Origin of the sequence: Microcoleus sp. F4-D5 (assembly GCF_036704885.1) — a bacterium.
Taxonomy (GTDB): domain Bacteria; phylum Cyanobacteriota; class Cyanobacteriia; order Cyanobacteriales; family Microcoleaceae; genus Microcoleus.
In genome coordinates this window covers 23,594-47,770 of the sequence record NZ_JAUBSX010000041.1, presented here as the reverse complement: position 1 = coordinate 47,770, position 24,177 = coordinate 23,594, and the positions used below count along the sequence as shown (strand labels likewise).

20 protein-coding genes and 1 pseudogene are annotated in these 24,177 nt (G+C 45.6%); 7 read left to right on the top strand and 14 right to left on the bottom strand.

The window, feature by feature from the left end:
- Positions 1–51: 51 nt before the first annotated feature.
- Positions 52–207 (top strand): ATP-binding protein, encoded by a 156-nt coding sequence (locus QUA80_RS19405; RefSeq protein WP_445302267.1) that lies wholly within the window; start codon positions 52–54, stop codon positions 205–207.
- Positions 208–320: 113 nt separating this feature from the next.
- Here QUA80_RS19405 and QUA80_RS19400 read toward each other — a convergent pair whose 3' ends face one another.
- Both QUA80_RS19400 and QUA80_RS19395 read right to left on the bottom strand, forming a co-directional pair.
- Positions 321–1,499, bottom strand: a complete 1,179-nt coding sequence (locus QUA80_RS19400) for an MbnH family di-heme enzyme (RefSeq protein WP_333426736.1) — start codon at positions 1,497–1,499, stop codon at positions 321–323.
- Between the two features lie 113 nt (positions 1,500–1,612).
- Positions 1,613–2,548: an MbnP family copper-binding protein gene (locus QUA80_RS19395; protein WP_333426735.1), complete on the bottom strand. Its 936-nt coding sequence runs from the start codon at positions 2,546–2,548 to the stop codon at positions 1,613–1,615.
- Between the two features lie 240 nt (positions 2,549–2,788).
- Between QUA80_RS19395 and QUA80_RS19390 the strand changes: the two genes are divergently transcribed.
- From QUA80_RS19390 to QUA80_RS19380, 3 genes and pseudogenes are all read left to right on the top strand, one after another.
- Positions 2,789–3,211 carry a BlaI/MecI/CopY family transcriptional regulator gene (locus QUA80_RS19390; RefSeq protein WP_333426734.1) on the top strand — a complete coding sequence of 141 codons (423 nt, stop codon included), beginning with the start codon at positions 2,789–2,791 and terminating at the stop codon, positions 3,209–3,211.
- Positions 3,211–4,065, top strand: coding sequence for a M56 family metallopeptidase (locus tag QUA80_RS19385; protein ID WP_333426733.1), 855 nt, complete (start codon positions 3,211–3,213; stop codon positions 4,063–4,065). Before QUA80_RS19390 ends, QUA80_RS19385 begins: the two co-directional genes overlap by 1 nt.
- A 93-nt stretch (positions 4,066–4,158) precedes the next feature.
- Positions 4,159–4,938 (top strand): annotated as a pseudogene (locus QUA80_RS19380) (DUF4058 family protein).
- Positions 4,939–5,179: 241 nt separating this feature from the next.
- Here QUA80_RS19380 and QUA80_RS19375 read toward each other — a convergent pair.
- On the bottom strand, positions 5,180–7,399 hold the full coding sequence (locus tag QUA80_RS19375) for a PAS domain S-box protein (RefSeq protein WP_333426732.1): 2,220 nt from the start codon (positions 7,397–7,399) through the stop codon (positions 5,180–5,182).
- A gap of 516 nt (positions 7,400–7,915) precedes the next feature.
- The gene (locus QUA80_RS19370; protein WP_333426731.1) at positions 7,916–9,394 is read right to left on the bottom strand and encodes a leucyl aminopeptidase; all 1,479 of its coding nucleotides are present in this window, start codon (positions 9,392–9,394) and stop codon (positions 7,916–7,918) included.
- 366 nt (positions 9,395–9,760) lie between these two features.
- Here QUA80_RS19370 and QUA80_RS19365 point away from each other — a divergent pair, with 366 nt between their 5' ends.
- Positions 9,761–11,962: a transglycosylase SLT domain-containing protein gene (locus QUA80_RS19365; protein ID WP_333426730.1), complete on the top strand. Its 2,202-nt coding sequence runs from the start codon at positions 9,761–9,763 to the stop codon at positions 11,960–11,962.
- Positions 11,963–12,235: 273 nt separating this feature from the next.
- Here the strand turns inward: QUA80_RS19365 and QUA80_RS19360 are convergent, their stop codons facing one another.
- The 9 genes from QUA80_RS19360 to QUA80_RS33860 all read right to left on the bottom strand — a co-directional run bounded on the left by QUA80_RS19360 (position 12,236) and on the right by QUA80_RS33860 (position 20,873).
- On the bottom strand, positions 12,236–12,487 hold the full coding sequence (locus QUA80_RS19360; RefSeq protein ID WP_333426729.1) for a hypothetical protein: 252 nt from the start codon (positions 12,485–12,487) through the stop codon (positions 12,236–12,238).
- Entirely contained in the window at positions 12,478–12,732 is a 255-nt protein-coding gene (locus tag QUA80_RS19355; protein WP_333426728.1) for a hypothetical protein, read from the bottom strand. The genes QUA80_RS19360 and QUA80_RS19355 overlap by 10 nt, the downstream gene beginning before the upstream one ends.
- Before the next feature lie 138 nt (positions 12,733–12,870).
- Positions 12,871–13,146, bottom strand: a complete 276-nt coding sequence (locus QUA80_RS33865; protein ID WP_445302266.1) for an IS4/Tn5 family transposase DNA-binding protein — start codon at positions 13,144–13,146, stop codon at positions 12,871–12,873.
- A gap of 159 nt (positions 13,147–13,305) precedes the next feature.
- Positions 13,306–13,980, bottom strand: coding sequence for an SDR family oxidoreductase (locus tag QUA80_RS19350; RefSeq protein ID WP_333426727.1), 675 nt, complete (start codon positions 13,978–13,980; stop codon positions 13,306–13,308).
- Positions 13,981–14,140: 160 nt separating this feature from the next.
- Entirely contained in the window at positions 14,141–14,752 is a 612-nt protein-coding gene (locus QUA80_RS19345; RefSeq protein ID WP_333426726.1) for a methyltransferase domain-containing protein, read from the bottom strand.
- A 228-nt stretch (positions 14,753–14,980) separates the two neighbouring features.
- Positions 14,981–16,024 carry a biotin synthase BioB gene (gene bioB / locus QUA80_RS19340; RefSeq protein ID WP_333426725.1) on the bottom strand — a complete coding sequence of 348 codons (1,044 nt, stop codon included), beginning with the start codon at positions 16,022–16,024 and terminating at the stop codon, positions 14,981–14,983.
- A 17-nt stretch (positions 16,025–16,041) separates the two neighbouring features.
- Positions 16,042–17,346, bottom strand: coding sequence for an adenosylmethionine--8-amino-7-oxononanoate transaminase (gene bioA, locus QUA80_RS19335; RefSeq protein ID WP_333426724.1), 1,305 nt, complete (start codon positions 17,344–17,346; stop codon positions 16,042–16,044).
- A 220-nt stretch (positions 17,347–17,566) separates the two neighbouring features.
- On the bottom strand, positions 17,567–18,979 hold the full coding sequence (locus QUA80_RS19330; protein ID WP_333426723.1) for an adenylate/guanylate cyclase domain-containing protein: 1,413 nt from the start codon (positions 18,977–18,979) through the stop codon (positions 17,567–17,569).
- 424 nt (positions 18,980–19,403) lie between these two features.
- Positions 19,404–20,873, bottom strand: a complete 1,470-nt coding sequence (locus tag QUA80_RS33860) for an adenylate/guanylate cyclase domain-containing protein (RefSeq protein WP_445302265.1) — start codon at positions 20,871–20,873, stop codon at positions 19,404–19,406.
- A 278-nt stretch (positions 20,874–21,151) separates the two neighbouring features.
- Here QUA80_RS33860 and QUA80_RS19315 point away from each other — a divergent pair, with 278 nt between their 5' ends.
- Entirely contained in the window at positions 21,152–21,913 is a 762-nt protein-coding gene (locus QUA80_RS19315) for a class I SAM-dependent methyltransferase (protein ID WP_333426722.1), read from the top strand.
- A gap of 235 nt (positions 21,914–22,148) precedes the next feature.
- Positions 22,149–23,507, top strand: a complete 1,359-nt coding sequence (locus tag QUA80_RS19310; protein WP_333426721.1) for an FAD-binding oxidoreductase — start codon at positions 22,149–22,151, stop codon at positions 23,505–23,507.
- A 151-nt stretch (positions 23,508–23,658) separates the two neighbouring features.
- Here QUA80_RS19310 and QUA80_RS19305 read toward each other — a convergent pair whose 3' ends face one another.
- Positions 23,659–24,042 (bottom strand): hypothetical protein, encoded by a 384-nt coding sequence (locus tag QUA80_RS19305; RefSeq protein ID WP_333426720.1) that lies wholly within the window; start codon positions 24,040–24,042, stop codon positions 23,659–23,661.
- Between the last annotated feature and the right edge of the window lie 135 nt (positions 24,043–24,177).

The window sequence follows — 24,177 nt, the reverse complement described above, 5'->3', positions numbered from 1 at the left end:
TCTTACTGCTACGCCCGTTGGGAGGTCAAACAAAAGATATGCGATCGTTTATTGACGACGAAAGCAGTGGGTAAAGTGATGGGATTGGGTTTGGCGATCGCACGGCAGATTGTAGTTGAGAAACATGGGGGTGCGATCGATGTGAATTCCGCACTAGGTCAAGGGACTGAATTTGCGATCGTTCTGCCAGTCTGTTCCTTCAACTAGGCACGCTAACCTTATACATCAGATACCTGTGAAAAAGACCCTCACATCCAATTGAACAAAAACGTTCTGGCTTAAAGCCTGAGTCGCAATGAAATTATCTGGGTTATACAGTATTATTCCAGATTCGGATCTCTAAATTCGGGATTATTGATAAATTCTTCATCGGTCAAACTTCGCAGGAAAGCCAACAAATCTCGCTGTTCCTTTACAGTCAACTTAAAGCCTGAAACAAAATTACTTTTGAGCGGGTTTTCACTTCCTACTCCAGCAAATTCTCCTTTCTTAATAGTTCTGCCGCCTGCTTTGTAGTGGCCGATAACTTCTTCTAACGTTTTGATACTTCCGTCGTGCATATAAGGTGCTGTCAAGGCAATATTACGCAGAGTTGGTGCTTTAAATCTGCCCATGTCTGAGGGTTGGTTAGTAATCTCGTAAACCCCTGTATTGTTGGGCGGATAAGCACCTTTGCCGTCGATATTGTACAGGCCTATATTGTGAAAAGCGATTTCTTTAAAGGCTAGCCGATCGTGCATAATAGAGTCGGATAAATTGAGACCGCCGTGACAGTGAAAGCATTCCAACCGTTCGCTGTTAAATAATTCTTCTCCCCGTTTGGCTGAGGCTGAAATTGCGCTGGATTCGCCTTGATAGCGGTAGCGATCGTAGGCAGAATTGAGGGAAATTAAAGTGCGTTCAAAAGAGGCGATAGCTTTGGTTAAGTTGTGAATACTAATATAATTGTCTCCGGTGCCAAAGGCCGCTGCAAACATTTTGGGGTATTGTAAATCTGACCGCAGCATTCCTAAAATTTCCTGTTCTTTACCTACCATTCCCATTTCGATCGGGTGTTCGCCAAACAGGGGAACTAATAGCTGAGATTCCAGCTTATTCTGTAGGGGATTTGCCCAAGTCAGCACTGAATTGTAGCCGATATTGGCTAAACTCATGGCATTGCGCGGGTGTTTTTCTCCGGTAGCGCCGACTCCTAATGTTTTGCCGTCGGTGAATGCTTTGGCTTGAACGTGACAGGTAGCGCAGGAAAATTTTCCTGTAACTGACAGGCGTTTTTCGTAGAAAAGATGTCGCCCCAGTTCGACTTTTTCCTTGGTAATTGGGTTATCTGCCGGTACAATTGGTTTTGGCACTGCTGCGGGGATATTCCAATTGTAAGTTGGCGGTGGAGAAGTTGCGATCGCGCTTGTTTCGGGCGACCAAACTTCGCTAATGCTCGTTGCTAAGCAAAATGAGATAATGCAGATAATAGTAAAAGTTAACAGTCGATTTAATTTCATTCTTTTTATCGTAGGGCGGGCACTGCCCACCATTGCTGTTATAGTCCTGGACGCAGAAACCGAGTTTTTTGGAAAAACCCGGTTTGTGAAGGGATATATGCGTAATTCCTCTGTTATTTAACCTTAAAGAAATTCTGTTCGGCAGCGGGTGTGCCTCCAAAGGGCAAACCTAGATTTGTCATAATTCCAGCGCAGTCGCCGTCATTCGGTTCTGACATGCAGCCGGGAGGAGTATTGGCTTGATTGACTTCCAAATTAGTTTGAGAAACTAGCGATTTGATGTCGGCAACAACTGTGTTTTTTGCGGGATCGAAGTTACTAAAAACTATTTTTGCGGTATTGGGATTAGCACAGCTACTCGGCTTCAGAGTGTTGCCTTCAGCTTTGCATCCGGTACTTCCTAAATGAATGGCAAAACCCTGCACTCCGCCGTGACTGCCTTCTTTGCGAGCAATTTGGCTGCTTTGCCGGCCCGATTTTCCGGCTGGCATTCTGCTAGCCATTTGATTTTTTAGGTCAATTCGCACAAATTTGTAGCCTCCCCGCCAGTTCCACCACAGGGATGTTAAATTGAGGGGAGAAGGTGCTAGACTTGCGTCTCCGTGATTGAGATTGAATGGCAAGCCGAGGGTGAATTGCAGCCCTTTGTAGCTGCCTTTTGGTATTGTGCCAAGAACTCGATCGCGAATTTCTACAGTACCGTTTGCACAAGCGCCGGATTTATTTTCAAAGTCCAGCAAAGCAATGTTTTGATGCTGCCATTTGCCGTCTTGTTTGAGAGTTAGCGGTACGGCTTTGCCGCTGTTGTCAATTAAGGCAACATCGGATATATAAAAGCGGAAATCAGTAGGAGTAACTGTAGCAGCCGGCGTGCCTAAGTTACTGTAGCTTTCCCCGCAGTTAAACGGCTTTTCCCCCACAGCCGCGCTAAATTTAATCTCCAATTCTTGAGTTTCTGCCGCTGTGGCTTGATGCCGACCGACAGTTGAATAGGTAGACAAAATAGCGAGGGCTGCCGCAGTTGAAGCCTGTATTAGTTGTTTTTTCATTTGAGGTTAAGCTCGGGCTGAATCGATGCCCAATATACTGAGTTTGGTAATTTTTGCCTGATTTTTACACTTCTTCGCTTGAATTGTCAAATGACAGCTTGTCAAACTTGTAAATAACAGGATTTATGATTAATTTTTTCTAAAGAAACACTCATAATCACCGCCAAGGATGTAAGCTATACAAACAATTACCTGTACGGTAAATAAATCTAAAATCTAAAATCTAAAATCTAAAATAGCATGAATCCTCTGCCCAATTACCGCCCCAAACAACTTTCCCTCGGTCCTTTAGAGGCAGAGATTTTGAACATAGTTTGGGAACTAGAGATTGCTACAGTGAAAGACGTGCACGATCGCATTTTGTCCGATCCCGATCGAGAATTGGCTTACGCTTCAGTAACAACAGTGCTGCGGCGGCTGACAGACAAAGGTTGGCTGGTTTGCGACAAAACAGAACGGACTTTCACTTGGCAACCTTTAGTTTCTTGCGAAGAAGCTCGATCGCTCTTGGCTTACGATCGATTGCAGAAATTTCTAGCAGTAGGCAATCCCGATATTGTAGCAGCATTTGCTGACAGCCTCGACCAAGCAACTGTCGAACAATTAGAAGAAATTGCCCTTCGCATTCAAGCTGTCCGCCAAGCTAGGGAGGATCGAAAATAATGCACTTAATCCTAATTTTAACTGCACTGATTGCTGCTTGCTGCCTGAGATTGAGATGGTCTTTTCCTCACGGAAATTGGACTTGCCGCTGGCAGCGATCGCTCTTGTTATTCCTGTTTCCCCCCCTGTTATTGCTCGCCACAGCTCTAGCAATTTTATTCATGGGAATTCAAGGACAAATGGTAGGAATTCATATCGTAGGAATTGAAGAAGGGTGGTTGAGCTACTTGATCGCTGTAAGTTTTTTAATAATAGCAGCATTTTGGTGCATTAAGCTAGCAGCCAAGGGCATTTTATTTTTAAATCAAATTCGCAATTGCCCGCAGAAAGAAATAGCCGGAAAAACAGTCAGAGTTATGAACACGTCCGCTCTATTTTCGGCTTTAGTTGGTTTTTGGCAACCTGAATTTGCAGTCACTTCGGGTTTGTTGAAAACCCTGACCCCAGCTCACTTGCAAGCAGTAATTGCCCACGAACAAGCGCACTACTATTACCGCGATACTTTCTGGTTTTTCTGGCTGGGATGGCTGCGGCAACTTACGGCTTGGCTGCCAAATACGCAAGCTTTGTGGGAAGAGTTATTAACGCTGCGGGAATTGCGGGCTGACGCTAAGGCTGCGGCGGGAGTAGATTCTTTGTTATTAGCAGAAGCTTTGCTGTTGGTAGCCAGCTATCCGCACCGATATTTTGATATAGCTTGCGTGGTTGGTGCTGCGGGATCGCCCAATAGATTGGGAGAGAGAATAGATGCGCTTTTGACAGGGGCAGAAACGCCGCTAAAATCGAATAAGTGGTTTTGGAGTTGGCTGATTTTAACGCTTTTGCCTTTACTAACTGTTCCGTTTCACAGTTAATACAAGTGGCGATCGCACAAACATTGTCTTAATCCCTGCCGAAGTTCTAAAATAAGTATTGCAGCAAGCAAAGTTAACCAGCGAGGAGATCGAATGGCCTCCCCATTTCCGGGAATGAATCCCTATTTAGAACAACCGGAATTTTGGTCAGAAGTTCGCAGCCGCGCGATCGTAGCTGCCGCGATCGCGATCGAACCTGAATTCAATCCGAACTATCCAGTTGCGGTAGAAAAGCGGATCTATCTGGGCGCATCCTCTGAATTAGTAGGAATTCCCCACATTTCCCTCGTCTCCAAACAGTTAAACCCAACTCCACCGGTTTCTGCTACTGCTACCCTCACCCGCACCGAACCCATCCCCGTTCAACTCCCGCTGCCAGAAACCATAGAAGAAAGCTATTTATAAATTAGAGAAATGACTAGCGATCGAGTTATCACCGTTATTGAAGTTATTTCCCCCAAGAATAAAACCGCAGGAGAAGGACGAAATGCTTGTGAAACTAAACGGCAGCAAGTGTTGAGAAGTCGCACCAACTTAGTCGAAATTGACCTGCTCAGAAGCGGCAAACCCATGCCGATTTTAGGAGTTACGCAGCGCACAGATTATCGGATTTTAGTCAGTCGCGGTTCTCAACTTCCTCAAGCTGAATTGTATGCCTTTAGCGTGCGAGACCAGATTCCTTGCTTGCGAGTACCTTTGCAACCGTCCGATGCAGAACCGGAACTCGATTTACAGGCTGTATTAATGAGTGTTTACAATCAAGCTAGATTTAATTTAGCGATTGATTACTGTCAAGAACCCCGCCCGCCTTTGAAAGCAGCAGATAGGGAGCGGGCAGATAATTTGTTGCGGCAACGGGGAGTGCGATCGTAATTAATGAGGAAGGGAAAGGGGAAGGAAAAAGCAGGAATAATATCAAGTCCGATCGATCTGTTACGATCGAATTCCATATCTTGTAGGGGCGGGTTCACCAGTATTCTCAAATTCAAAGCCAACAAATTCATAAACCCGCCCCGCCCATATCAACAGTAATCGACCGGACATGATATAATATTATGTCCGCAAAAATTGGTTTGCAGCATCGGAATGCAAGTCCTCACTACAAACACATTTTTCATAAAGGAATCTCGATCGCAAATTCCGTACCTTCTCCTATGGCGGAACGGCAGCTCAAGGCTCCGGCGTGTTTTTCCACCACAATTCGGTAACTGATGGCTAACCCCAAACCGGTGCCTTTCCCGATCGGTTTTGTCGTGAAAAATGGGTCAAACAATCGGCTCCGCACGTCTTCTGTCATGCCTGTCGCATTATCGGCAATGCGGATGCAAATACTATTTTCGTTCAGGGCTTCTGTGCGAATGCTAATAGTTGGTTCCCAATCGTTGCCGACCGCCGCTCGCCTTTTTTGGTTGCAAGCATCTTCCAAGGCGTCAATACTGTTGCTAAGCAGATTCATAAATACCTGATTTAGCTGACCTGCATAACATTCTATTAAGGGGAGTTTACCGTAATTTTTGATTACTTTTATTTCGGGATAGTCGCCTCTGGCTCGCAGTTTGTTGTGCAAAATTAGTAGCGTATTGTCGATGCCTTCGTGAAGGTTAATCGGCTTCTTTACTGAGTCGTCTAAACGCGAGAAGTTTCGCAAGCTCAGAACTATTTCGCGAATGCGATCGGCTCCCATTTTCATCGAAGATAATATTTTTAGCAAATCTTCTGTCAAAAATTCTAAATCGATATTATCAATACATTGTTGAATTTCTACCGCTGGCTGAGGATAGTGTTTTTTGTAAAGTTCCACAAGCTGCAACAAGTCTCTGATATATTGGCTGGCATAGGAAATATTGCCGTAGATAAAACTGACAGGGTTATTAATTTCGTGAGCTACTCCAGCTACCATTTGACCGAGACTTGACATTTTTTCGGTATGAATTAGGTGAGCTTGAGTTTCTCGGAGTTCTTTGAGGGCGATTTCTAGCTGCTGGGCTCTGTTGTTGGCGATCGCCTCGGAGAGGCGCAAAGCATCCTCCGCTGCTTTGCGCTCTGTCATGTCAAAAATCGCACCGTTGAGGGATAAAACTTGACCTGCTGCGTTGAAAATGGCTTGACCTTTCTCTGCAACCCACCGCACATTTCCGTCGCAGTGAATCAGGCGATATTCGAGCGTGTAAGGTTGTTTTGTTTTAATAGCCCGATCGATAATTTTATCGATATACTCAGCGTCCTGGGGATGAACTATACTCGGAAAAGCCTGCACCGGTTTTTGCATAAAGTTAGCTGCGGGATAGCCAGAAATAGCTTCGATGCCACTGCTGATAAAAGTTAAGCTCGCTCGCCCCGCAGCACTGCAACGGTAAACTGCACCGGGAATGCTAGAAACTAATGACCTAAATTCTTCTTCTCTTTCCCGCAAAGCCGCCTCAATCCGCTTGCGCTCGCTAATGTCGCGAGCAAACGCGCACTGATATTCTTTGCCGTTAAATTCCAAATGGTCGATCGTAATTTCTACCGGAAATATTCGACCGTACTTAGTGAGATGGTGAACTTCAATATTAACCGAACCGCACCTTTTTAAGACTTTCCAGTGCAAACTCCAAGCAGTTTGGGGAAAATCTGGATTGATGTCGTGCACTGTCATCGATAGCAATTCATCGGTAGAATATCCCAATGAAGAGCAAGCGGCGTCGTTGACGTACAAAAATTTACCGTCTGGCCCGATCCAGAATATCGCATCTGCCGATCGGTCGATCGCAAATTGAGTTAGTTGCAACATTTCCTCAACCCGCTCGCGATCGGCAATTTCTTTTTCTAACTGTTCGTTAAGCGAATTGATATCTAAAGCGCGATCGACAATAGTGTCTGGATCGGAAAACTCTATTGATTCTTTTGCCAATTCTCCTTGTTGGATATGATGCTGGTGCTGATTTTTTTCTACTTGTTTTAACGGCTGTTTTGGAAGATTTGTTCTTGGATTTAAACCTGACTCGGCAAGTGCTTTCGGCATGACTGCGAGGGCGAATGCGGCTACAAGCAAACAAATCAAAGCACTGGCAGCTTTGATAGTTACCGACAGCCAATATATGGAATGCCAAAGCGTCCAAACTTCCGTCAATTTAGCAGCGCCGCAGGCAAAAAAAGCAACAGCAAACAGCCGGAAAATTTTGCGGTGAGAACCTTGGCGGGTAAAATAAACTAAAGATAGGGCGATCGAACAATAAGCCAGTGCCGTCAGCGAGTCAAAAACAGCGTACAGTCGCAATTCCGGTACCCCGTTGCAGCCGAGTGCGGAAGATACAGCAAGTGTTGAAAAAAAAACTGTTAATTGTTCTTGCATAAAGTTCAAGAAAAAAATTATCTGTACCAATGCAAATCCGATGAAATCTAATTATTTGATTTCTGCTAGTGAAATATTTACATAAAATTATATACTTTTTTCATTGTTTATGAAACAGCTATTTTTTCAGGGAATGTCAAAACTGTCGAGGTTGGGCCCCGGGAACAAAGCTTTTCCCAAGAATGAGGAATGGCGATCGTCACTGGGAGCAACCTAAGCGTTGCTCCCAGTGAGGGAATACATAGGTTTGCCTACTTATGACTTTTGAAACATTTAAATTGTTAATCAGCGCTATAGCAATCCTAAATCATTTGTGAATTTCTTACGGACTCCCAGCGGGTTCGGGGTGGGTCGGGGTGGGGTAAAAAATTTAGGACTCCTGCAAGGATTGCTATATTAAATTTTCTTTTAGATTATTTAAGCAGTGAGCCTGGGGCCTTAAACCCTAGACTCACTGATGGACTAGCGGACTTTTAAGGGAGAGAAAATCTCAATGTTTGTGCTGGAAATCCACAATTAAGCGCCGCCGATCGCCCACTGCACCAAAGTCCGAACTCCAAAACCGGTAGCCCCAGGGCCATTGTAGCCATTTTCTTTGTCAGTCCAAACCGGGCCGGCAATATCTAAATGCGCCCAAGCAGTATCCTTCACAAACTGCTTCAAAAATAGCGCTGCCGTAATCGAACCGCCGGGACGCGGCCCTGTGTTTTTCATGTCAGCGTGCAATGCTTTCAAGCCCTCAAAATACTTCTCTTCCATCGGCATCCGCCAAAATTTTTCGCCGGCCAATTCTGAGGCGCCGACTATTTCGGCGGCTAGGCTATCTTGAGGACTCCACAAACCGGCGATCTCGTCGCCTAAAGCAATTACGCAGGCCCCGGTTAGAGTTGCTAAATCGACAATTGCGTCAACTCCCAATTTATCAGCAAATACCAAAGCATCAGCCAGGGTTAAACGGCCTTCTGCATCGGTATTGTTAACTTCAATTGTTTTGCCGTTGGAAGCTGTAAGGATGTCTCCAGGGTGCATGGCGCGGCCGCTGATCATGTTTTCAGTGACGGCGCTGATAAAGTGAACTTCGACATCTGGTTTGATGTGACCGATCGCCTTTGCCGCTCCCAAAGTAGCCGCAGCGCCGCCCATATCTATTTTCATCATTTCAATGCCGCTGCCAGCACCTTTGATGTTCAAACCGCCGGAGTCAAAGGTCAATCCTTTGCCCACAATTGCTATTTTGCGGCGCGGCGTGCCTTCTGGTTTGTAAGTTAAGTGGATGAATTTTGGCGGTAAATCAGATGCTAGGGCGACGCCGAGAAAGGCTCCCATGCCTAGTTTTTCACAGTCTTCCCGCTCCAGGATTTCTAATTCTAAACCGCATTCGGCAGCCAGACTTTGAGCGGTTTCGGCCATGGTAATCGGGGTGACAAAATTTGCCGGCGCTGCGACTAATTCCCGTGCTAAAATGACTCCGGCAGTGATTTGGCGGGCGCGGGCGATCGCGCTTTCGGTACCGGCAAAACCGAGCAAATGAATTTGTTCGAGTTGCGGGCTTTTGTCTTCCTGTTCAGATTTGAAACGGTTGTCTTGATTCAAGGAGAGTTCTACACCTTCGGCGATCGCGCTTGCTGTAGAATCCGGCGCACTTTTCCACACAGGAAAGCTAATTCCGAGGGTTTTGCATTTCTCCTTTTTGGCTAACTTGGCGCAAATACCAGCAGCTTGTCGCACGGTGTCTAATTTTAAGTCCTCTGTTTTTCCCAAACCGACGATCGCAATTTTGCGGATGGGATTATTGCCCCCGACGCGGGTGATGGCGCTCGTACCCGCTTTGCCCTTAAAATCTACTTCCAGTAGCAGCTCTTTCAATGTACCTGCAAGCTTTTCATCTAATTGTGCCAGGTCGCCGGTGAGTTCCAGCGCGTCCTCAAACAGACCAATTGCCAGGGCGTCTCCCGTCCAAACAGAGCGGGGTGTATCGGTGACTAGAAATTCCATGTTTTGATTTACACTTTAGATTTGAGATTTTTGATTGTACTTTGTAGTTGGTGGTTTGTGCTTTTTTTGCAGGCGCGGGTAAATAGATCGATCGCACAAATTCTCCGCTCCGCATCGAAATAAATTCTGCTACTATATCAGCCAAGTCCGCCTGCGATCGGATCTTCCACCAATCTCAATAATCTGTTTTAGGGCCGGCTGTTCATACCCGCCCCACTCTTAACATTTATTTCTCGTGGAACAGGCATCCTGCCTGTGATGGCGTGGAACACCCATCCTGCCTGTGATGGCGTGGAACACCCATCCTGCCTGTGATAGCTCTTGACAAACGATCGGTTCTTTATTCTTATTCTCTTAAATTTTCCCATGGTAAAACGACGCCAGGCCAAAGTTTCTGTTTTAATCAGCGTTTCAGTTTGCGTTATTGCGATCGGTTCTTTGGTTGCTGGGACGAAATGGACGGGTTTGGACTCGTTCCAGAAGGCCCAGCAGCCCCTGGAGGCAGCGAATTCCGAATCGGAAGTCAAGATGCTGGTGTCGCTGCCACCGATCGAGCGATCGGCAAAATTAGTTGAACTCGCAGCTACTCAGTCTGCAAGTACGAACCCGCAGCAGGAAATCTCCCCTCAAAGCCGCGCCCGCTACTTGCTTGCCAGCGATTTAATCCAGCAAGGAAATGCCGTCAAAGCATTAAAATTATTGGACAAATTAGAGCAAGAATATCCGGTTTTAGCTGCTCACATTGCCCTAAAAAGGGCGGAAGCTTACCAATTGAGCGGCGACAAAGGCAAAGCCCAAAAAGCTTGGCAGGAACTGCTCAAAAACTATCCGAGCGACCCGGTAGCAGCGGAAGCTTTATATGTTTTAGGCAAGTCAAAACCGGAATATTGGCAACAGGCAATTACTGAATTTCCCGCTCATCCCCGCAGCGTCGAAATTGCCCTCGCTAAGTTACAAGAAAATCCCAATCAGCCGGAGTTGATGCTGCTCGTAGCAAAATACGGTCATTATGTCAAAGATTACGGTACAATTTTGGAACAACTTGTGCAGCGAAACAGCGCTGCTTTGAAACCGGAAGATTGGGAAGAAATTGCCTTCGGCTATTGGGAAAAACAGGATTACGGTAAAGGAGCTATTGCTTACGGGAAAGCTCCCCGCACCGCCAAAAATATTTACCGAAAAGCTCGCGGTTTGTGGCTCGACGGAAAAATCCCGGAATCGAGAATTGCCTATCAAGAATTAGTGCGGGATTTCCCCGAAGCCGAAGATACTGGTTTGGGTTTAATTCGGCTGTCGCGGTTGAACGAACCGAAAGAAGCGATCGTTTTGCTCGATCGAGTTATTAGCAAATTCCCCAATTATGCCGCCGAAGCTTTGTTAGATAAATCCAAACTTCTCGACAAATTAGGCAGCGGTCAATCCGCCTCAGATACCCGCAAGTTGCTCTTGACAAAATACAACAATTCTGATAAAGCAAGCGAACTGCGGTGGACGATCGCCCAGCAGTATGCCAAAGGCGGAGATTTAAAATCAGCTTGGCAGTGGGCGAGAGAATTAACCACCCACAATCCCGACAGCGAACAAGCTCCAGAAGCAGCATTTTGGGTCGGAAAATGGGCACAGCAACTCGGTCGCCAACAAGACGCCAAGACTGCATTTGAGTACACTATATTGCGCTATCCAGAATCATATTTTGCGTGGCGATCGGCTGTACTTATCGGCTGGCCCGTAGGCGACTTTACCACAGTCCGAGATTTGTCTCCGAATGTAGTGCGGCCCCCTCAGCGCCCCGAACCAACCGCCGGTTCTCCTGCGTTGAAAGAACTCTATCAATTAGGTCAAGATAGAGATGCTTGGAAGCTGTGGCAAATAGAATTTATCAATCGCGTAGAACCAAGTATTGCGGAACAGTTTACCGACGGTTTAATGCGAGTAGCAGTCGGAGACAATTTAGACGGTTTGTGGATGGTTGGGAGTTTGCGGCAGCGCGAAAAACCCGATGATAGAACCGAATACCTCGCTCTGAGACAGCAACCGATTTACTGGCAAGCGCTTTATCCTTTTCCTTACTTAGAAACCATTGTCAAGTGGTCTAAAGAACGCACAATAAATCCAGTATTAGTAACCGCATTAATCCGGCAAGAATCGCGGTTTATGCCCGCTATCAAATCCTCAGTTGGTGCCACCGGGTTAATGCAAGTAATGCCGGAAACAGCAGCTTGGGTTGCTGATAAAATCAGCCTCAAAAAGTATTCATTGGAGAATGTGGACGACAACGTTAAACTCGGTACGTGGTATTTGGATCACACTCACGACGAGTACAAGAATAACTCGATGTTAGCTGTGGCGAGTTACAATGCCGGGCCGAATGCAGTATCAGATTGGTTGAAGAGGTTTGATTTTAGTGACCCGGATGCTTTTGCGGAAAAGATTCCGTTTCCTGAAACGAAAGGATACGTGAAATCGGTGTTTGAGAATTACTGGAATTATCTGCGGATTTACAATCCAGAAGTTAATCAGTTAATGAGCGAGCATTATGCGGCTGCTCAGAAAAAAGCAAAGCCTTAGTAAATTTGGTTTAAGCTAAGCTTTCAGGAAGGGGCTCTCCAGCCGGTTCCACAAACAAATTTATTTTGTGTATTGATTTTGTGGGCGGGCTTATCGCCCTTGTCATTACCCACATTTTTCAACCCGCATTTTCAAAAGTGTTGGGCTGCTAATTTGAGCGCCCAACACATATCTTGCAATCTTGCCCAACCACGCCATAACGTCTGCTAGCCTGGATTCCCGTCCGATTTTGTGCCAATAAAACCACCCAAGCGAGCTACAGATTTCCCAAATTCAGACGCTCGTCAACTGCTCCTCAAACAAGCCTCGGCGGGCAGAAAGGACTTTTAACAGATAATTAGGGACGAATTGACAAGCGTCTGCAGCTCCATCCATACGACTAGCAGTACGTAACTGCAATAACCTGACAGCTACAACTGCCAAAAATCCTAGCAATCTCAGCAGTCCGTCTCCAGTCTCCAATTGCCGTTGTTCAATCCCACAACCGCTTTTGAGACACTTGTGATACTCTTCGATTAATACCAATCCAATTGTTCTTTTGCTACTGCCGCATCTGTCACAGCAACAGCGGTAAATAGAATCCATTCCAATCCCTCTGAACTATCCTCCCGGACTTCCCAACAACGAATGCACCATCCACTAATCGGTAGTTCTTGACGTTCAGGGCCGCTGGTTGGTGGTTTGACGGTGATTGCTTCCCTAAAGCTGAAGCATTTTTTGACTGTTTGAGGGCAAGTTTTTGAGCTTTTGTCATGGACGGTCGCATCCACGGCAATTGTCGGGCGATACCTAGGCTCTCTGGATTGAGGGGTCTCGGTACGACAGCTAGGCAAGTCTGGAGCATGAGCCCTTAACCTCTACCATCTCCGATGTGGCCTAAACCCGCTCGTGCGCTTTTTGGCACTGCACTATAGTCTAGTTCCGTTGTGTCTTGGAGAGAGAGTACGATTGGTGCGCCAGTTTGTTGAGCTTGACAAAGAGTGCTTGAACAATGGGGTTGACGATGGGGCCTTGTGAGTGACATCCTTTTCCCTTAGCAGTCGGCAGGCGGCTTTTAATTGATTCCAACTTTCCATTTGTGTTGGTAAGCTGGCTGATGGATTCTGAGCTAACGCTGCTCCAACCTCGAGAACTCTGTTGGTCTGGCGGCTATCTCCAAGGTCTACATCTCCCCATTGCTCCAATGCCTATTTTTGGGGGTCTGTGAAGTTCTCCCGGTTCATAAATTTAATCTGCAGCACTACTTGTTCACTATCATAAATGTGGGTAATGACAAGGCTTCTAGCCTGCCAAAAAAAAACAATTTAGATGCGATACAGCTTATGTTTGCGCTAAACCCGCCCCTAAAGATTTAATACCTCAAATTCTGGATTGCCGTAAAGCATTTGCCTGTCTACCGCCGACAAAACTTTATTGTTAGCAGCATCAGAAACTAAACACTGGCAAACTAGCTGCGCTACATCTGCCCGGTGAATCATTCCAGCAACTAGACAATCTTCTGTTAAAATACCGTTGCCTGTTGCAGGTTCCGATTTGAGTCCGCCCGGACGAATCACTGTATAAATCATCCCGCTTGCTATCAAATGATTTTCGGCTTTTTCCTTTTCAATTAAAACCGGGCCCAAAGTTTCCAAAACTTGCGGTTGCAAAGCAGCGGCACTGTTACCGCTGCCGATGGATGAAACTAAAATAAATTTTTGCACGCCTGCTTTGACGGCCGCATCAATCAAGTTTTTGTTGCCCAAATAATCGGATCTTTTTCCATCTTTGGGCAAGCCGCCAATTGTGCTGATTGCGGCATGAATTGGATCGCCGCCAGCCATCGCAGCTTCCATAGCTGCTGCATCCAAAGCATCGCCAGTCACGACTTTGATGCCCATTGCTTCTAATTCGGTGCTGGTGGCGGGCGATCGCAAAAGTGCAGTTACTTGCATTTTTTGTGCTGCCAGGCATTTCGCGATTTCTAAGCCGACTCCTCGACTAGCACCAGCTAAAAAAACGTGGAATTTATCTGTCATATTAATTTGGATTTAATTGGTGCAGAAAGTGGTTTATTTGACTGTGGATGATTATACAGCAATCTTCTGTCTATTGGTGAATGAGTTTTTTTATTTAACCGCAGAGGGCGCAGAGGGCGCAGAGGAAGAGAGGGGAACGATTCGCAATTTCCAATTTACGTTAGATTTTTTTGCCCACTATTACTACCCAAGATTGAGCTTCGGGGGGTAAGCCGGGGGGGCGATAGTAGCGATCGACAATGGCAAATCCCGCTTGTTCTAAACAAGGCGCTAAAGTATGATATTCCCATCCGGCAGTATAGCGTTTTCCGGTTGGCCGCTCGTCGTATCCCTCCCAATTTCCCCGGCACATTGACATGACAATTGCACCGCTAACAACTAAGGCTTTGTGCAAATCTTGCAGCACTTTCACCATCTCGTCGCTGGGAACGTGAATCAGGGAAGCATTGGCAAAAATACCGTCAAATTCTTCCTTTGGCAAGTCTAGATTCAGAAAAGATTGCTGCCAAACTTCGCATCCCGATAACTTCTTTGCTATTTCTACAAAAGCTGGAGTTGCATCTAAGCCTACAACTGTGTGTCCTTGGCTTTTGAACGCTACTAAATCTCGTCCCGGGCCGCATCCTATATCGAGAATTTTACCGGGATTGCGGGGCATGGCAGCCGTCAGTGCGTCGCGATTTTGGGATACGTCGTGATGCCAAGTTCCTTCTCGGAAAGATTCGGCAGTTAGCTGGTATTCTGCGATCGTAATTTCTTCGCGTTTGTCCACAATTTACCCCTCTTGTATGATTTTAGATTTTAGATTTTAGATTTTAGAATGTCAACGGTAGAATAAGGGTTTCTGGCTACAATCTAAGAACTTGCGGATGACGCATTTGCTACCTCAGAAACCCGGTTTCTATCCGCCCATGCGTAAGCGTGAAGTATAGATATTGAGTAGGGACACGGCCGTGCCGTGTCCTACTCTATTTCATCCGATTGAAAACTACTACAATAGTTAAACAACCAGGGTTTTTTGTTCGGATTTGGTAACTGCTGAATCAGCTTCTAAGACAGAACCTTCGGGGGATTCGATCGCAAATCCCGCATCTCGAATCATGTCCCAATCTTGATGGGCAGCTTGTCCGGGAGTTGTCAGATAATCGCCAACAAAGATAGAATTAGCGGGGTAGAGTCCGAGAGGTTGCAGCGATCGCAAATGCACCTCCCGTCCCCCAGCAATCCGAATTTCTTGACTGGGAAGCAAAAATCGGAACAAACAGAGAATTCGCAAACATTGGCGGGGAGTTAACCTGTTCACATCTGCAAATGGCGTTCCGGGAATCGGAATGAAAAAGTTAACCGGTACGCTAGTAACGCCCAATTTGCGAAGCGAAAGCGCTAAATCGATCGCATCATCATCCGATTCGCCCATCCCCAAAATTCCGCCGGAACAAGTTGTGATTCCCGCTGCTTTTACGTGTTCGACGGTTTCAACCCGATCGCCAAAAGTGTGAGTGGTGCAAATGTCCGTATGATATGATTCGGAAGTATTGAGATTGTGATTTACGCGATCGACTCCAGCTTTAGCCAAACGGTGAGTTTGTTCCTCGCTCAACAATCCCAAACAAGCACAAATTTTCAGGTTATAATTTTCCTTCACAGTCTCGACAGCATCCAAAACGCGATCGAAAGTAGATGCGCTGGGCTGGCGGCCCGAAATCACCAAACAAAACGTACCAGCTTTTAAGTCTGCTGCGCGTTGGGCGGCATCCAGAATTTTCTCCTTAGCTAAAAGCGGATATTTCTCAATTTCCGCAGTCGAAATTTTTGACTGAGAACAATAATGGCAATCTTCAGGACAAAGCCCGCTTTGAGCATTTAACAAATAGTGCAGCCTGACTCGGTTTCCCCAGTAGTGGCGGCGCACCCGGTAAGCTGCGTTTAGTTGTTCCAGCAAAACCTCATCCGGTGCGCGCAATACGGCTAAAGATTGCTCGCGAGAGAGACATTTGCCCGCCAGCGCGTCGTCAGCCAAATCGTTCCAATTGGGTAAATTCATTACTAAAATTAAAGGGTTTACAGAGTATCCAAAACCTGACGAATCACCCGATAAATCGATTCTAGTTCATCAGGAGAAATGCAGTAGGGGGGCATCAAGTAAAGCGTATTTCCCAAGGGGCGGAGCAAAAACCCCGCTTCGAGAAATCTGGCTTTCAATAGAGGAGCGATGTCATTAAAATAACCGGAAACGCCGTCCGTTTTCACATCCATTGCTGCGATGGTGCCGCAAATCCGAATCCGTTCGAGTTTAGGATGATTTCTCAGCCATTGATTCAGATACTTGCGGTGCAGTTTTTCCATCCCTTGATACACATTTGGGTTTTGCTCCAAAAGCTCCATAGATGCTACACTCACCGCACAAGCTAAAGGATTTCCGGTGTAAGAATGACCGTGAAAAAAAGCTTTGTCCGATTCATCTCGCCAGAACGCTTGATAAATCTCCTCCGACGCCATTGTGACAGCAATTGGCAAGCAGCCGCCAGACAATCCTTTAGACAAACACAGGATATCTGGTGAAGTTCCCGATTTAACTGAGGCAAACAGTTCGCCCGTGCGACCAAAACCCGTCATTACTTCATCGTAAATCAACAATACATTAAACTGGCGGGCAAGTTGTGCGATCGCCTGCAAAAACTCAGGGCGGCACATTCGCATTCCCCCAGCACCTTGCACCAAAGGTTCGATAAAAATTCCCGCATAGCCGCCCTGCTTTAACAAAAACTCCAATTTCTCTAAACTGGCCGCCTCCTTGCTTTCCACCTCCTCGTCGCCGTCAAAAGTCGCGGGAAAAGGAACAACATCCCCAGCAAACATTAAAGGTGCAAAAGATTCCCACCACAGCGAACTTCTGCCAGCAGACATCGCGCCCACAGTATCGCCGTGATAACCTCCCTCAAAACTAATAAAGCTAGTGCGGTGAGTTTCTCCGAGATTGTGCCAATATTTAAATGCCATTTTCAGAGCAACTTCAACAGCAGTCGAGCCGTTATCAGAAAAGAAAATCCGCGTTAAAGAAACAGGCGTATGAGTTAGCAATTTACTCGCAAGTTTCTGGGCAGGTTCGTGAGTAAACCCCGCAAAGATGACGTGTTCTAAATTTTGAGCTTGTTCGTAAAGAGCCTCCGCCAGAACCGGATGGCTGTGCCCGTGAACAGTCACCCACCAACTAGAAATGCAGTCAAGAATTTGTCGCCCGTCTGCCAATTCCAGCACCGATCCTTTGCCGCGAATTACCTTCAGCGGCGGGGCAGCCGTTTTCATTTGCGTGAAGGGCTGCCAAATCGGTGAAGTAGAAGAATTCTGTTCCTGATTCGCCGTCATTTTTACCCATGTAACTAATACCAACTCGCATTTTAATATAGCAATGTTAACTCACTTGGCAACTCTTTATATTCTCTTCTCTTTTCTTCTCTTCTCTTCCTTCGCCTCCTTAGCGTCTTCGCGGTTCGTTCAAAAAAAATATAGTTTGGTGTTGAGGGCGGCTGCCCTGCAACATCTGCCGCTACACCACATATTCGCGGGTGATGGTTAAAATTATCAGTTAAATTTTTCTGCCTTTCAGCAAATAAGTGGTCATTGCTCCTTTGCCTTTAACATTAATCTTACCGCGCTTTTCCAACAAATACTTATCGCACAGCAACTCATAAGTTGAGCTGCTAACTTGAATTTTACCCGGCAGCCCCTGAGATTCCATGCGGCTTGCTGTATTCACAGCATCTCCCCACAAATCGTAAATAAACTTTTTAGTGCCGATGACACCTGCTACAACAGGCCCAGTATTAATGCCAATGCGGATATTGAGAGATTGACCGCATTCGTCGCGGAATTTCATAATTTCTTGCTGCATTTCCAGGGCCATTTCGGCAATAGATTCGGCGTGATTTGTACAGGGAAGCGGCAAACCGCCTGCTACCATATAGTTGTCGCCTATTGTCTTAATTTTTTCTAACCCGTATTCCTCGCTTAAGCGATCGAAACATGAAAATATTTTGTTAAGCAATTTGACTAATTCTTCCGGAGATGTGCGGGAGGATATTTCGGTAAAGCCCACAATATCAGCAAACAAAACCGTAACCTCCGCAAATCCGTCCGCAATATTTATCTGGCCTTGTTTTAGGCGATCGGCAATCATTGCCGGTAAAATATTTAGTAATAAACGTTCCGACTTTTCTTGTTCGGCGCGCAATATTTCCTCAGCTTGTTTCCGCTGTGCTATTTCCTTGTATACTCGGTGAAACATTTGATTGAATGCGACCATGAGTTCTCCCAACTCGTCATCGCGCTTGACAGACAGAGAGTAGAAATCAGGTTTTGCTCGATCTTTGCTCAAAGCGTCTCCGGCAGCGATCAAGTCATCGCGCAATCTCAAGATAGGTGCAATTACTGTCACCCCCAAAAAAAACATAGTCACCGAAGTGACAAAGGCTGATATAATGATGACTAGAACCGCAATCCGCCCGATAAATGCGTAGAGTTCCGGCTGAACGGTGGAAGCATCCTGGCGAACAATTAAGATGTAATCGCCTCCCAAATGTCGCTCCGTCCAAGCAATATCGTACCTCTTGCCATCGAAATTGTGATGGTGAACTATACGAGCCCTTTTTAGTTCCTGTACACTGATTTCTGGGGGTTCGCCAAGTGTATATATTAGCTCACCGTTAGCTTGGTAAATAGATAGTCCTAAGACTACTTGAGAATCCTTAGTAATATTTTTTACTTCTTCTTGCAAGAAAGTGCGATCGGAAATATCTTGTTGCAGCAAAAACTTTAGGGAATCAACAGTCGCCCGAGATACCTGTTCTAATTGACTTAAAAGTTCATTTTCGCGCCGAAAATAAGAGGGAACTAAAATAATTCCCTCTATGACAAGAATGCTAGCAAATATCCACAAAGCTATTTGCCTAGACAAGCGAGATTGAAAAAATTTAAAAAATGAGAAAATTCGCACTTGCATAAAAATTACTATTTGGCAATGGGCTAATTTAGGACATACAAAAAAAACCGGATTTCTGGTAATTAATAAATTTGGGGTTGATCGACAAAGCAACTGCACAGCAACCGAGTTTTTCACATCCCCTTTGTAATTTCTCTAATTTTCAGCAGTCAACAGCCAGCAACCATTAACTGTTACTTCTTGGCTGCTGGCTGTTGACTAATGACTGATGACTCCGGACTAACTAGCAGACCCCTTAATAATATAATAGACCTTTTGCAAAATAATTTTGTGCTGCTATGAAAAGTTTAGCCAATTTTATAATCTAGCAGGCCCGGCAAGTTTAAGGAGATGCCAATCAACCCAAGAATTCAAAGTTTGACCTAAAATCGAGCAAACTTTTAAGGATAACACATATTTTTTTGCAAGAGGTCTAATAAACAAATTAAACCGCAACTGCGCTGACTAACCTGCCTTTAAGCAGATAAGTATTCATATCGCCCTTGCCTTTGATCTTGATAATTCCTCTGTCTTCAAACAGATACTTATTTCGCAAGATATCGTAAGTTGATTGTGTGACTTGAATCGCGCCGGCAACCCCGTGGGATTCCATGCGGGCTGCTGTATTAACGGCATCGCCCCAGAGGTCGTAAATGAATTTTTTAGTGCCAATAACCCCTGCAATTGCAGGTCCGGTATTGATGCCGATGCGAATGTTAATTCCTGCATGATATTTGGCATTAAATTTTGCTAATTCCTCCTGCATATCTAAAGCCATTTCCGCAATGCTTTCGGCGTGGTTGGTGCTGGGGTTTGGCAAACCTCCGACTACCATGTAAGCATCTCCAATTGTTTTGATTTTTTCCAAGCCGTACTTTTCGGTCAAACCATCGAAGGCTGAAAAAATTTCGTTGAGAAATTCGAGCAATTCTTCGGGAGATATTTGTGATGAAAGCACGGTAAAGCCTACGATATCCGCAAACAAAATTGTGACTTCTGCGAAGCCGTCAGCAATACTGCTTTGACCGTTTTTTAGCTTGGCAGCAATGGATTCTGGTAAAATATTGAGCAGCAGGCGATCGCACTTTTCCTGTTCTTTTATCAATTCGACATTAGTTTCTTGCAATTGTGCCGTCCGTTCCCTGACGCGCTGTTCTAATTGTTTAGCATTTTGGCGCAACCTGCTGATAGCTAAACTTAATCCTGAGATACCTAAAACTGAAAGTCCGGCTAACAAGAAAAACAAGTTTTTTAGTCCGTCGCGAGTTTTTTGAGTGATGGTGTCGAGAGGTTGAGTAATTTCTAATATCCCCCGCACATCTCCGACTTTCCAGTCTTTTTTAGGGCTGTAGGGATGAGTGTTGTGGCAATTAACGCAGCTAGCCGTTAAAGGGTCTGCTTCTGCATAGCGAAAGGCTGGTTTACCGCGAAATTCCTCACTCCTAAAAAATTTTTGTGTCGGATTTTGCATCAAATATTTAATGGCTTCTCGTTCAAAATCGTCTTGAGCCCCACCTTCTTTTTCTCGCCAAGGAAACGGGTAGTTGCTGTACAGACGAACTGACAATTCAGAATTTTTTTGGCTGATCTGTTTGCCGAGTTCTACCAAAAAGGTTGCTGGTACGGGAACTGTTACTTTTATCGGCTTGTAATCGTGGGTAAAGTTAATTGTTTTAGCAGTGTTAAGAGGATTGACAACATCGGAACTGTAAAGGGTGCGGGCTTCTTTAATAGCTTGGGCATAGAGGGTGGCATTTTGGAGGGCTTGCGATTCAATTAGGGTGGAGGAAAGACGAGACATATTTGCCATCGCTACTCCTACACCTACACAAAATAAAATTGTCACCGCAAGAATAATTCGCTTGTAAATTAATTGGCTGATGGCAGCCCGACTGCGAGAAATTAACTGGCGCATGGTATCCTCAAATGTGAGGTTGAATCTTTAAGTGATTTTACGCACTACTAACATAACACTGCTTTTTCAGGTCGCTTTGTCGGCGTCGGGCTAAACCCAGACGGCGTAGTGCAAGGGATGGTTTATTGTTATTTACAGCGAGTGCAGGGGTTCTCCGTAAAAGTACGCATAACTTTATAACGGTTTTCAGTTGAGATATCAGCGAAGGACACGGCACTGCCGTGTCCTTACTTCACGAACTTTTTGCTCTATCTCGGTTAGGATAACAATTGTAGTCTATGGTTGCCGATGTGAATTCTGACTCTACTGTCTTACCTACGAACAACGAAATTTTTCCGGGAGAAGTTTTCGTCAATACTGCCGATTTTGATACCGGCATTCGGCGACTTTTACCTAAATATGACGAAATGCTGGATGTATTAACAGCCTGCATTGCTAGTGCAAACCACCGCATTTTAGAACTCGGCTGCGGTACGGGGGAACTCACTTTAAAAGTTCTCCAACGCTACCCGTCTGCGGAAATAGTTGCTGTCGATTACTCCCCGCGAATGCTGGATTTTGCCCGCGCCAAAATAGAGTTGGCAGGATACGCAGCCAGGTGGACGGGCATAGAAATGGATTTTGGAGAATGGGCGAACAATCCAAATTTGTCAGGGTTTGGCGATAAATTCAATGCTTGCATTTCATCTCTGGCAATTCACCATCTTGAGGACGAGATGAAGTTGAAATTGTTTCAACGCATTCGCGAAAGTTTAAATGCTGGTGGCTGTTTTTGGAATGCCGATCCTCTTTTAGCAGAATCAGCAGCAATGAAAGATATTTATCAAGCGGCGCGAGAAGATTGGGCCCTAAATCAGGGGGAAACCTTAGCACAAATTCGCGCAAATGTGGGGAAGAGTGTCTCTTACGGGTATTCTAATCCCGATCGCCTAGCTACACTTGCGGCACAGTTGGAAATGCTGGCCTCATCTGGATTTGATACTGTTGCAGTTCCTTGGAAATACTACGGTATGGCGGTATTTGGGGGATTTGTTAATTGAAAAAAGCAGTCCGGCTATGTAGGATGAAACCTCAGCACCTTACTGCTAAAAAAGATTGCAGTTAGTATTTTAGGTTACTAAGTTCTGTTTGAGAAAATATATAATATGAATTCCGTTTGTATTGGAACGATTAAACCGCAGAGTACGCAGAGAACGCAGAGGAAGAGAACAGAGAGATGAATAATTCTGATGAAGCGCGGATTTGATATAATACTGTCAGGATTTAGGAAACAAAATGACTGCAACTGCGATTCAAAGTATTGACTGGGATGCTTTTTCTTCGGAACTATCGGGAATTGAAATAATTAGCGATCGCGCGCAAGTTGTCAAGCTATCTCAAGACTATTATCACTTCAGTCCTGTTTTGCAACCTCTCTTAAGTGATAAAACAGGAGATTTAGTAGTTCGTCCCGCCAGCGAAGCCGAAGTTTTGCGGATTGCAGCAGCCTGCGTCAAATCCAAAATTCCGCTAACTGTCAGAGGTGCAGGAACGGGCAATTACGGGCAGTGCATTCCCCTCAACGGCGGCGTCATTTTAGATACCAGCAAAATGAACAGTATCCGCTGGATAAAACCGGGTTTAGCTTGCGTAGAACCGGGGGTGAAAATGTCTGTTTTCGACAAACAAGCCAGAGAAATCGGTTGGGAATTGCGGATGGTTCCCTCAACCTACCGTACCGCAACGATTGGGGGATTTATCGGCGGCGGTAGCGGGGGAATTGGTTCGATAACTTACGGGCAATTGCGCGATCGCGGAAATCTTCATGCCGTTCGAGTCGTTACAATGGAAGACGAGCCCCGCGTCATCGAATTGCGCGGCGATGAAGTGCAGAAAGTCAATCACGCTTACGGCACAAATGGGATTATTACTGAGTTAGAAATTCCCCTCGCCCCTGCTTATGCTTGGGCGGAAATCATTGTCGCTTTTGACGATTTTATGACATCGGCAAACTTCGGTCAAGCTTTGGGCGATGCTGATGGAATTATCAAAAAACTAATTTGTGTTTGTGCTTGGCCGATTCCTGCTTATTTTGCGGCTTTCCGCGATGCAATTCCTGAAGGTCAGCACTGCGCTTTGTTAATGGTAGCTGAATCTTGTCTGGAACCGCTGCAAGATTTGGTGCGCGAATATGGCGGCACAATTTGCTATCAAAAAAACGCGGCAGCAGCGAGCAAAGGTGCAGCAATTGCTGAATTTACTTGGAATCATACAACTCTGCACGCTCGCAGCGCTGACCCGTCTCTGACTTATTTGCAGACGCTTTTCCCCCCAGATAAAGGTTTGAAATTGATTGAGAAACTGTACAATTATTATGGGGATGAGGTGATGATGCACTTGGAGTTTTTGCGGATGAACGGCAGGGCGATCGCCGCAGCTTTGCAAATAGTTCGCTACACTACGGAATCACGGCTTAATGAAATTATTCGGTATCACGAAGAGCAAGGCGCACTCATTGCTAATCCTCACACTTATATATTGGAAGATGGAGGGATGAAAAGTATTAATATGGAACAGTTGCAGTTTAAAGAGTTGGTCGATCCTTACGGTTTGCTTAATCCGGGTAAAATGCGGGCGTGGTTGGAACGGGATTAAGGGCGATGGTTGTTAGATTGTTCGGCGGTTGAAACCGCTTCTTCTCAAACGAAGTCCGCGCAACGCGAGACTAAGAAATAAAGATTAAAACTCGGCTGTTGAAACCGCTGCTAGACAAACGAAGTCCGCCTAGGCGGACTGAGAAAGCAATTTAAGGGACAGGGGCGGTAATTTCTGCAGGTGCGATCGTCCCTTCAGAAGGTACAGCTTGCTTTTCCAGTAGTAGGCGCTGTTTGTTCCGGTATTCTGCGGCCGCATCGTTCAAATTTTGGCGCTGTTCGGTATTAAATTCTTCCATGCTGCGGCCGCCTCCCAATCTGGATCTGTGAATTAAATCAAATATTCCCCGGCCGCTGCTGCGGCCGGAAAATGGGTCGGTATTGTCTTGAGTTTGAAAGTCTTGCAGCGGTTGGGCATTATTTAAACCGCTGGCTTGAGCGAAGCTTGCTTGAGGGGAGAACAGAGCACAGGAGGCGATCGCGCTTGCAGCAATCCCACTCATCAGTTTGCCCAATTTAGAAGTTTTGGTGTTCATAATTTATTAGTTGAACCTTCAAAAAAACAATTCTATCTAAACAATATTCTGACTTGCGACTAAATATTGTATTACTTGGCTGGGGCTAAGGACACGGCACCGTCCATAGGTGTCAACTTAAGGACGATCGTGGGA

Excerpts from the sequence above, each read along its gene's own strand:
- QUA80_RS19400 (WP_333426736.1), bottom strand. The coding sequence starts at position 1,499 with ATGAAATTAAATCGACTGTTAACTTTTACTATTATCTGCATTATCTCA.
- QUA80_RS19395 (WP_333426735.1), bottom strand. The coding sequence starts at position 2,548 with ATGAAAAAACAACTAATACAGGCTTCAACTGCGGCAGCCCTCGCTATT.
- QUA80_RS19390 (WP_333426734.1), top strand. The coding sequence starts at position 2,789 with ATGAATCCTCTGCCCAATTACCGCCCCAAACAACTTTCCCTCGGTCCT.
- QUA80_RS19385 (WP_333426733.1), top strand. The coding sequence starts at position 3,211 with ATGCACTTAATCCTAATTTTAACTGCACTGATTGCTGCTTGCTGCCTG.
- QUA80_RS19375 (WP_333426732.1), bottom strand. The coding sequence starts at position 7,399 with ATGCAAGAACAATTAACAGTTTTTTTTTCAACACTTGCTGTATCTTCC.
- QUA80_RS19370 (WP_333426731.1), bottom strand. The coding sequence starts at position 9,394 with ATGGAATTTCTAGTCACCGATACACCCCGCTCTGTTTGGACGGGAGAC.
- QUA80_RS19365 (WP_333426730.1), top strand. The coding sequence starts at position 9,761 with ATGGTAAAACGACGCCAGGCCAAAGTTTCTGTTTTAATCAGCGTTTCA.
- QUA80_RS19350 (WP_333426727.1), bottom strand. The coding sequence starts at position 13,980 with ATGACAGATAAATTCCACGTTTTTTTAGCTGGTGCTAGTCGAGGAGTC.
- bioB (WP_333426725.1), bottom strand. The coding sequence starts at position 16,024 with ATGAATTTACCCAATTGGAACGATTTGGCTGACGACGCGCTGGCGGGC.
- bioA (WP_333426724.1), bottom strand. The coding sequence starts at position 17,346 with ATGACGGCGAATCAGGAACAGAATTCTTCTACTTCACCGATTTGGCAG.
- QUA80_RS19330 (WP_333426723.1), bottom strand. The coding sequence starts at position 18,979 with ATGCAAGTGCGAATTTTCTCATTTTTTAAATTTTTTCAATCTCGCTTG.
- QUA80_RS33860 (WP_445302265.1), bottom strand. The coding sequence starts at position 20,873 with ATGCGCCAGTTAATTTCTCGCAGTCGGGCTGCCATCAGCCAATTAATT.
- QUA80_RS19315 (WP_333426722.1), top strand. The coding sequence starts at position 21,152 with ATGGTTGCCGATGTGAATTCTGACTCTACTGTCTTACCTACGAACAAC.
- QUA80_RS19310 (WP_333426721.1), top strand. The coding sequence starts at position 22,149 with ATGACTGCAACTGCGATTCAAAGTATTGACTGGGATGCTTTTTCTTCG.
- QUA80_RS19305 (WP_333426720.1), bottom strand. The coding sequence starts at position 24,042 with ATGAACACCAAAACTTCTAAATTGGGCAAACTGATGAGTGGGATTGCT.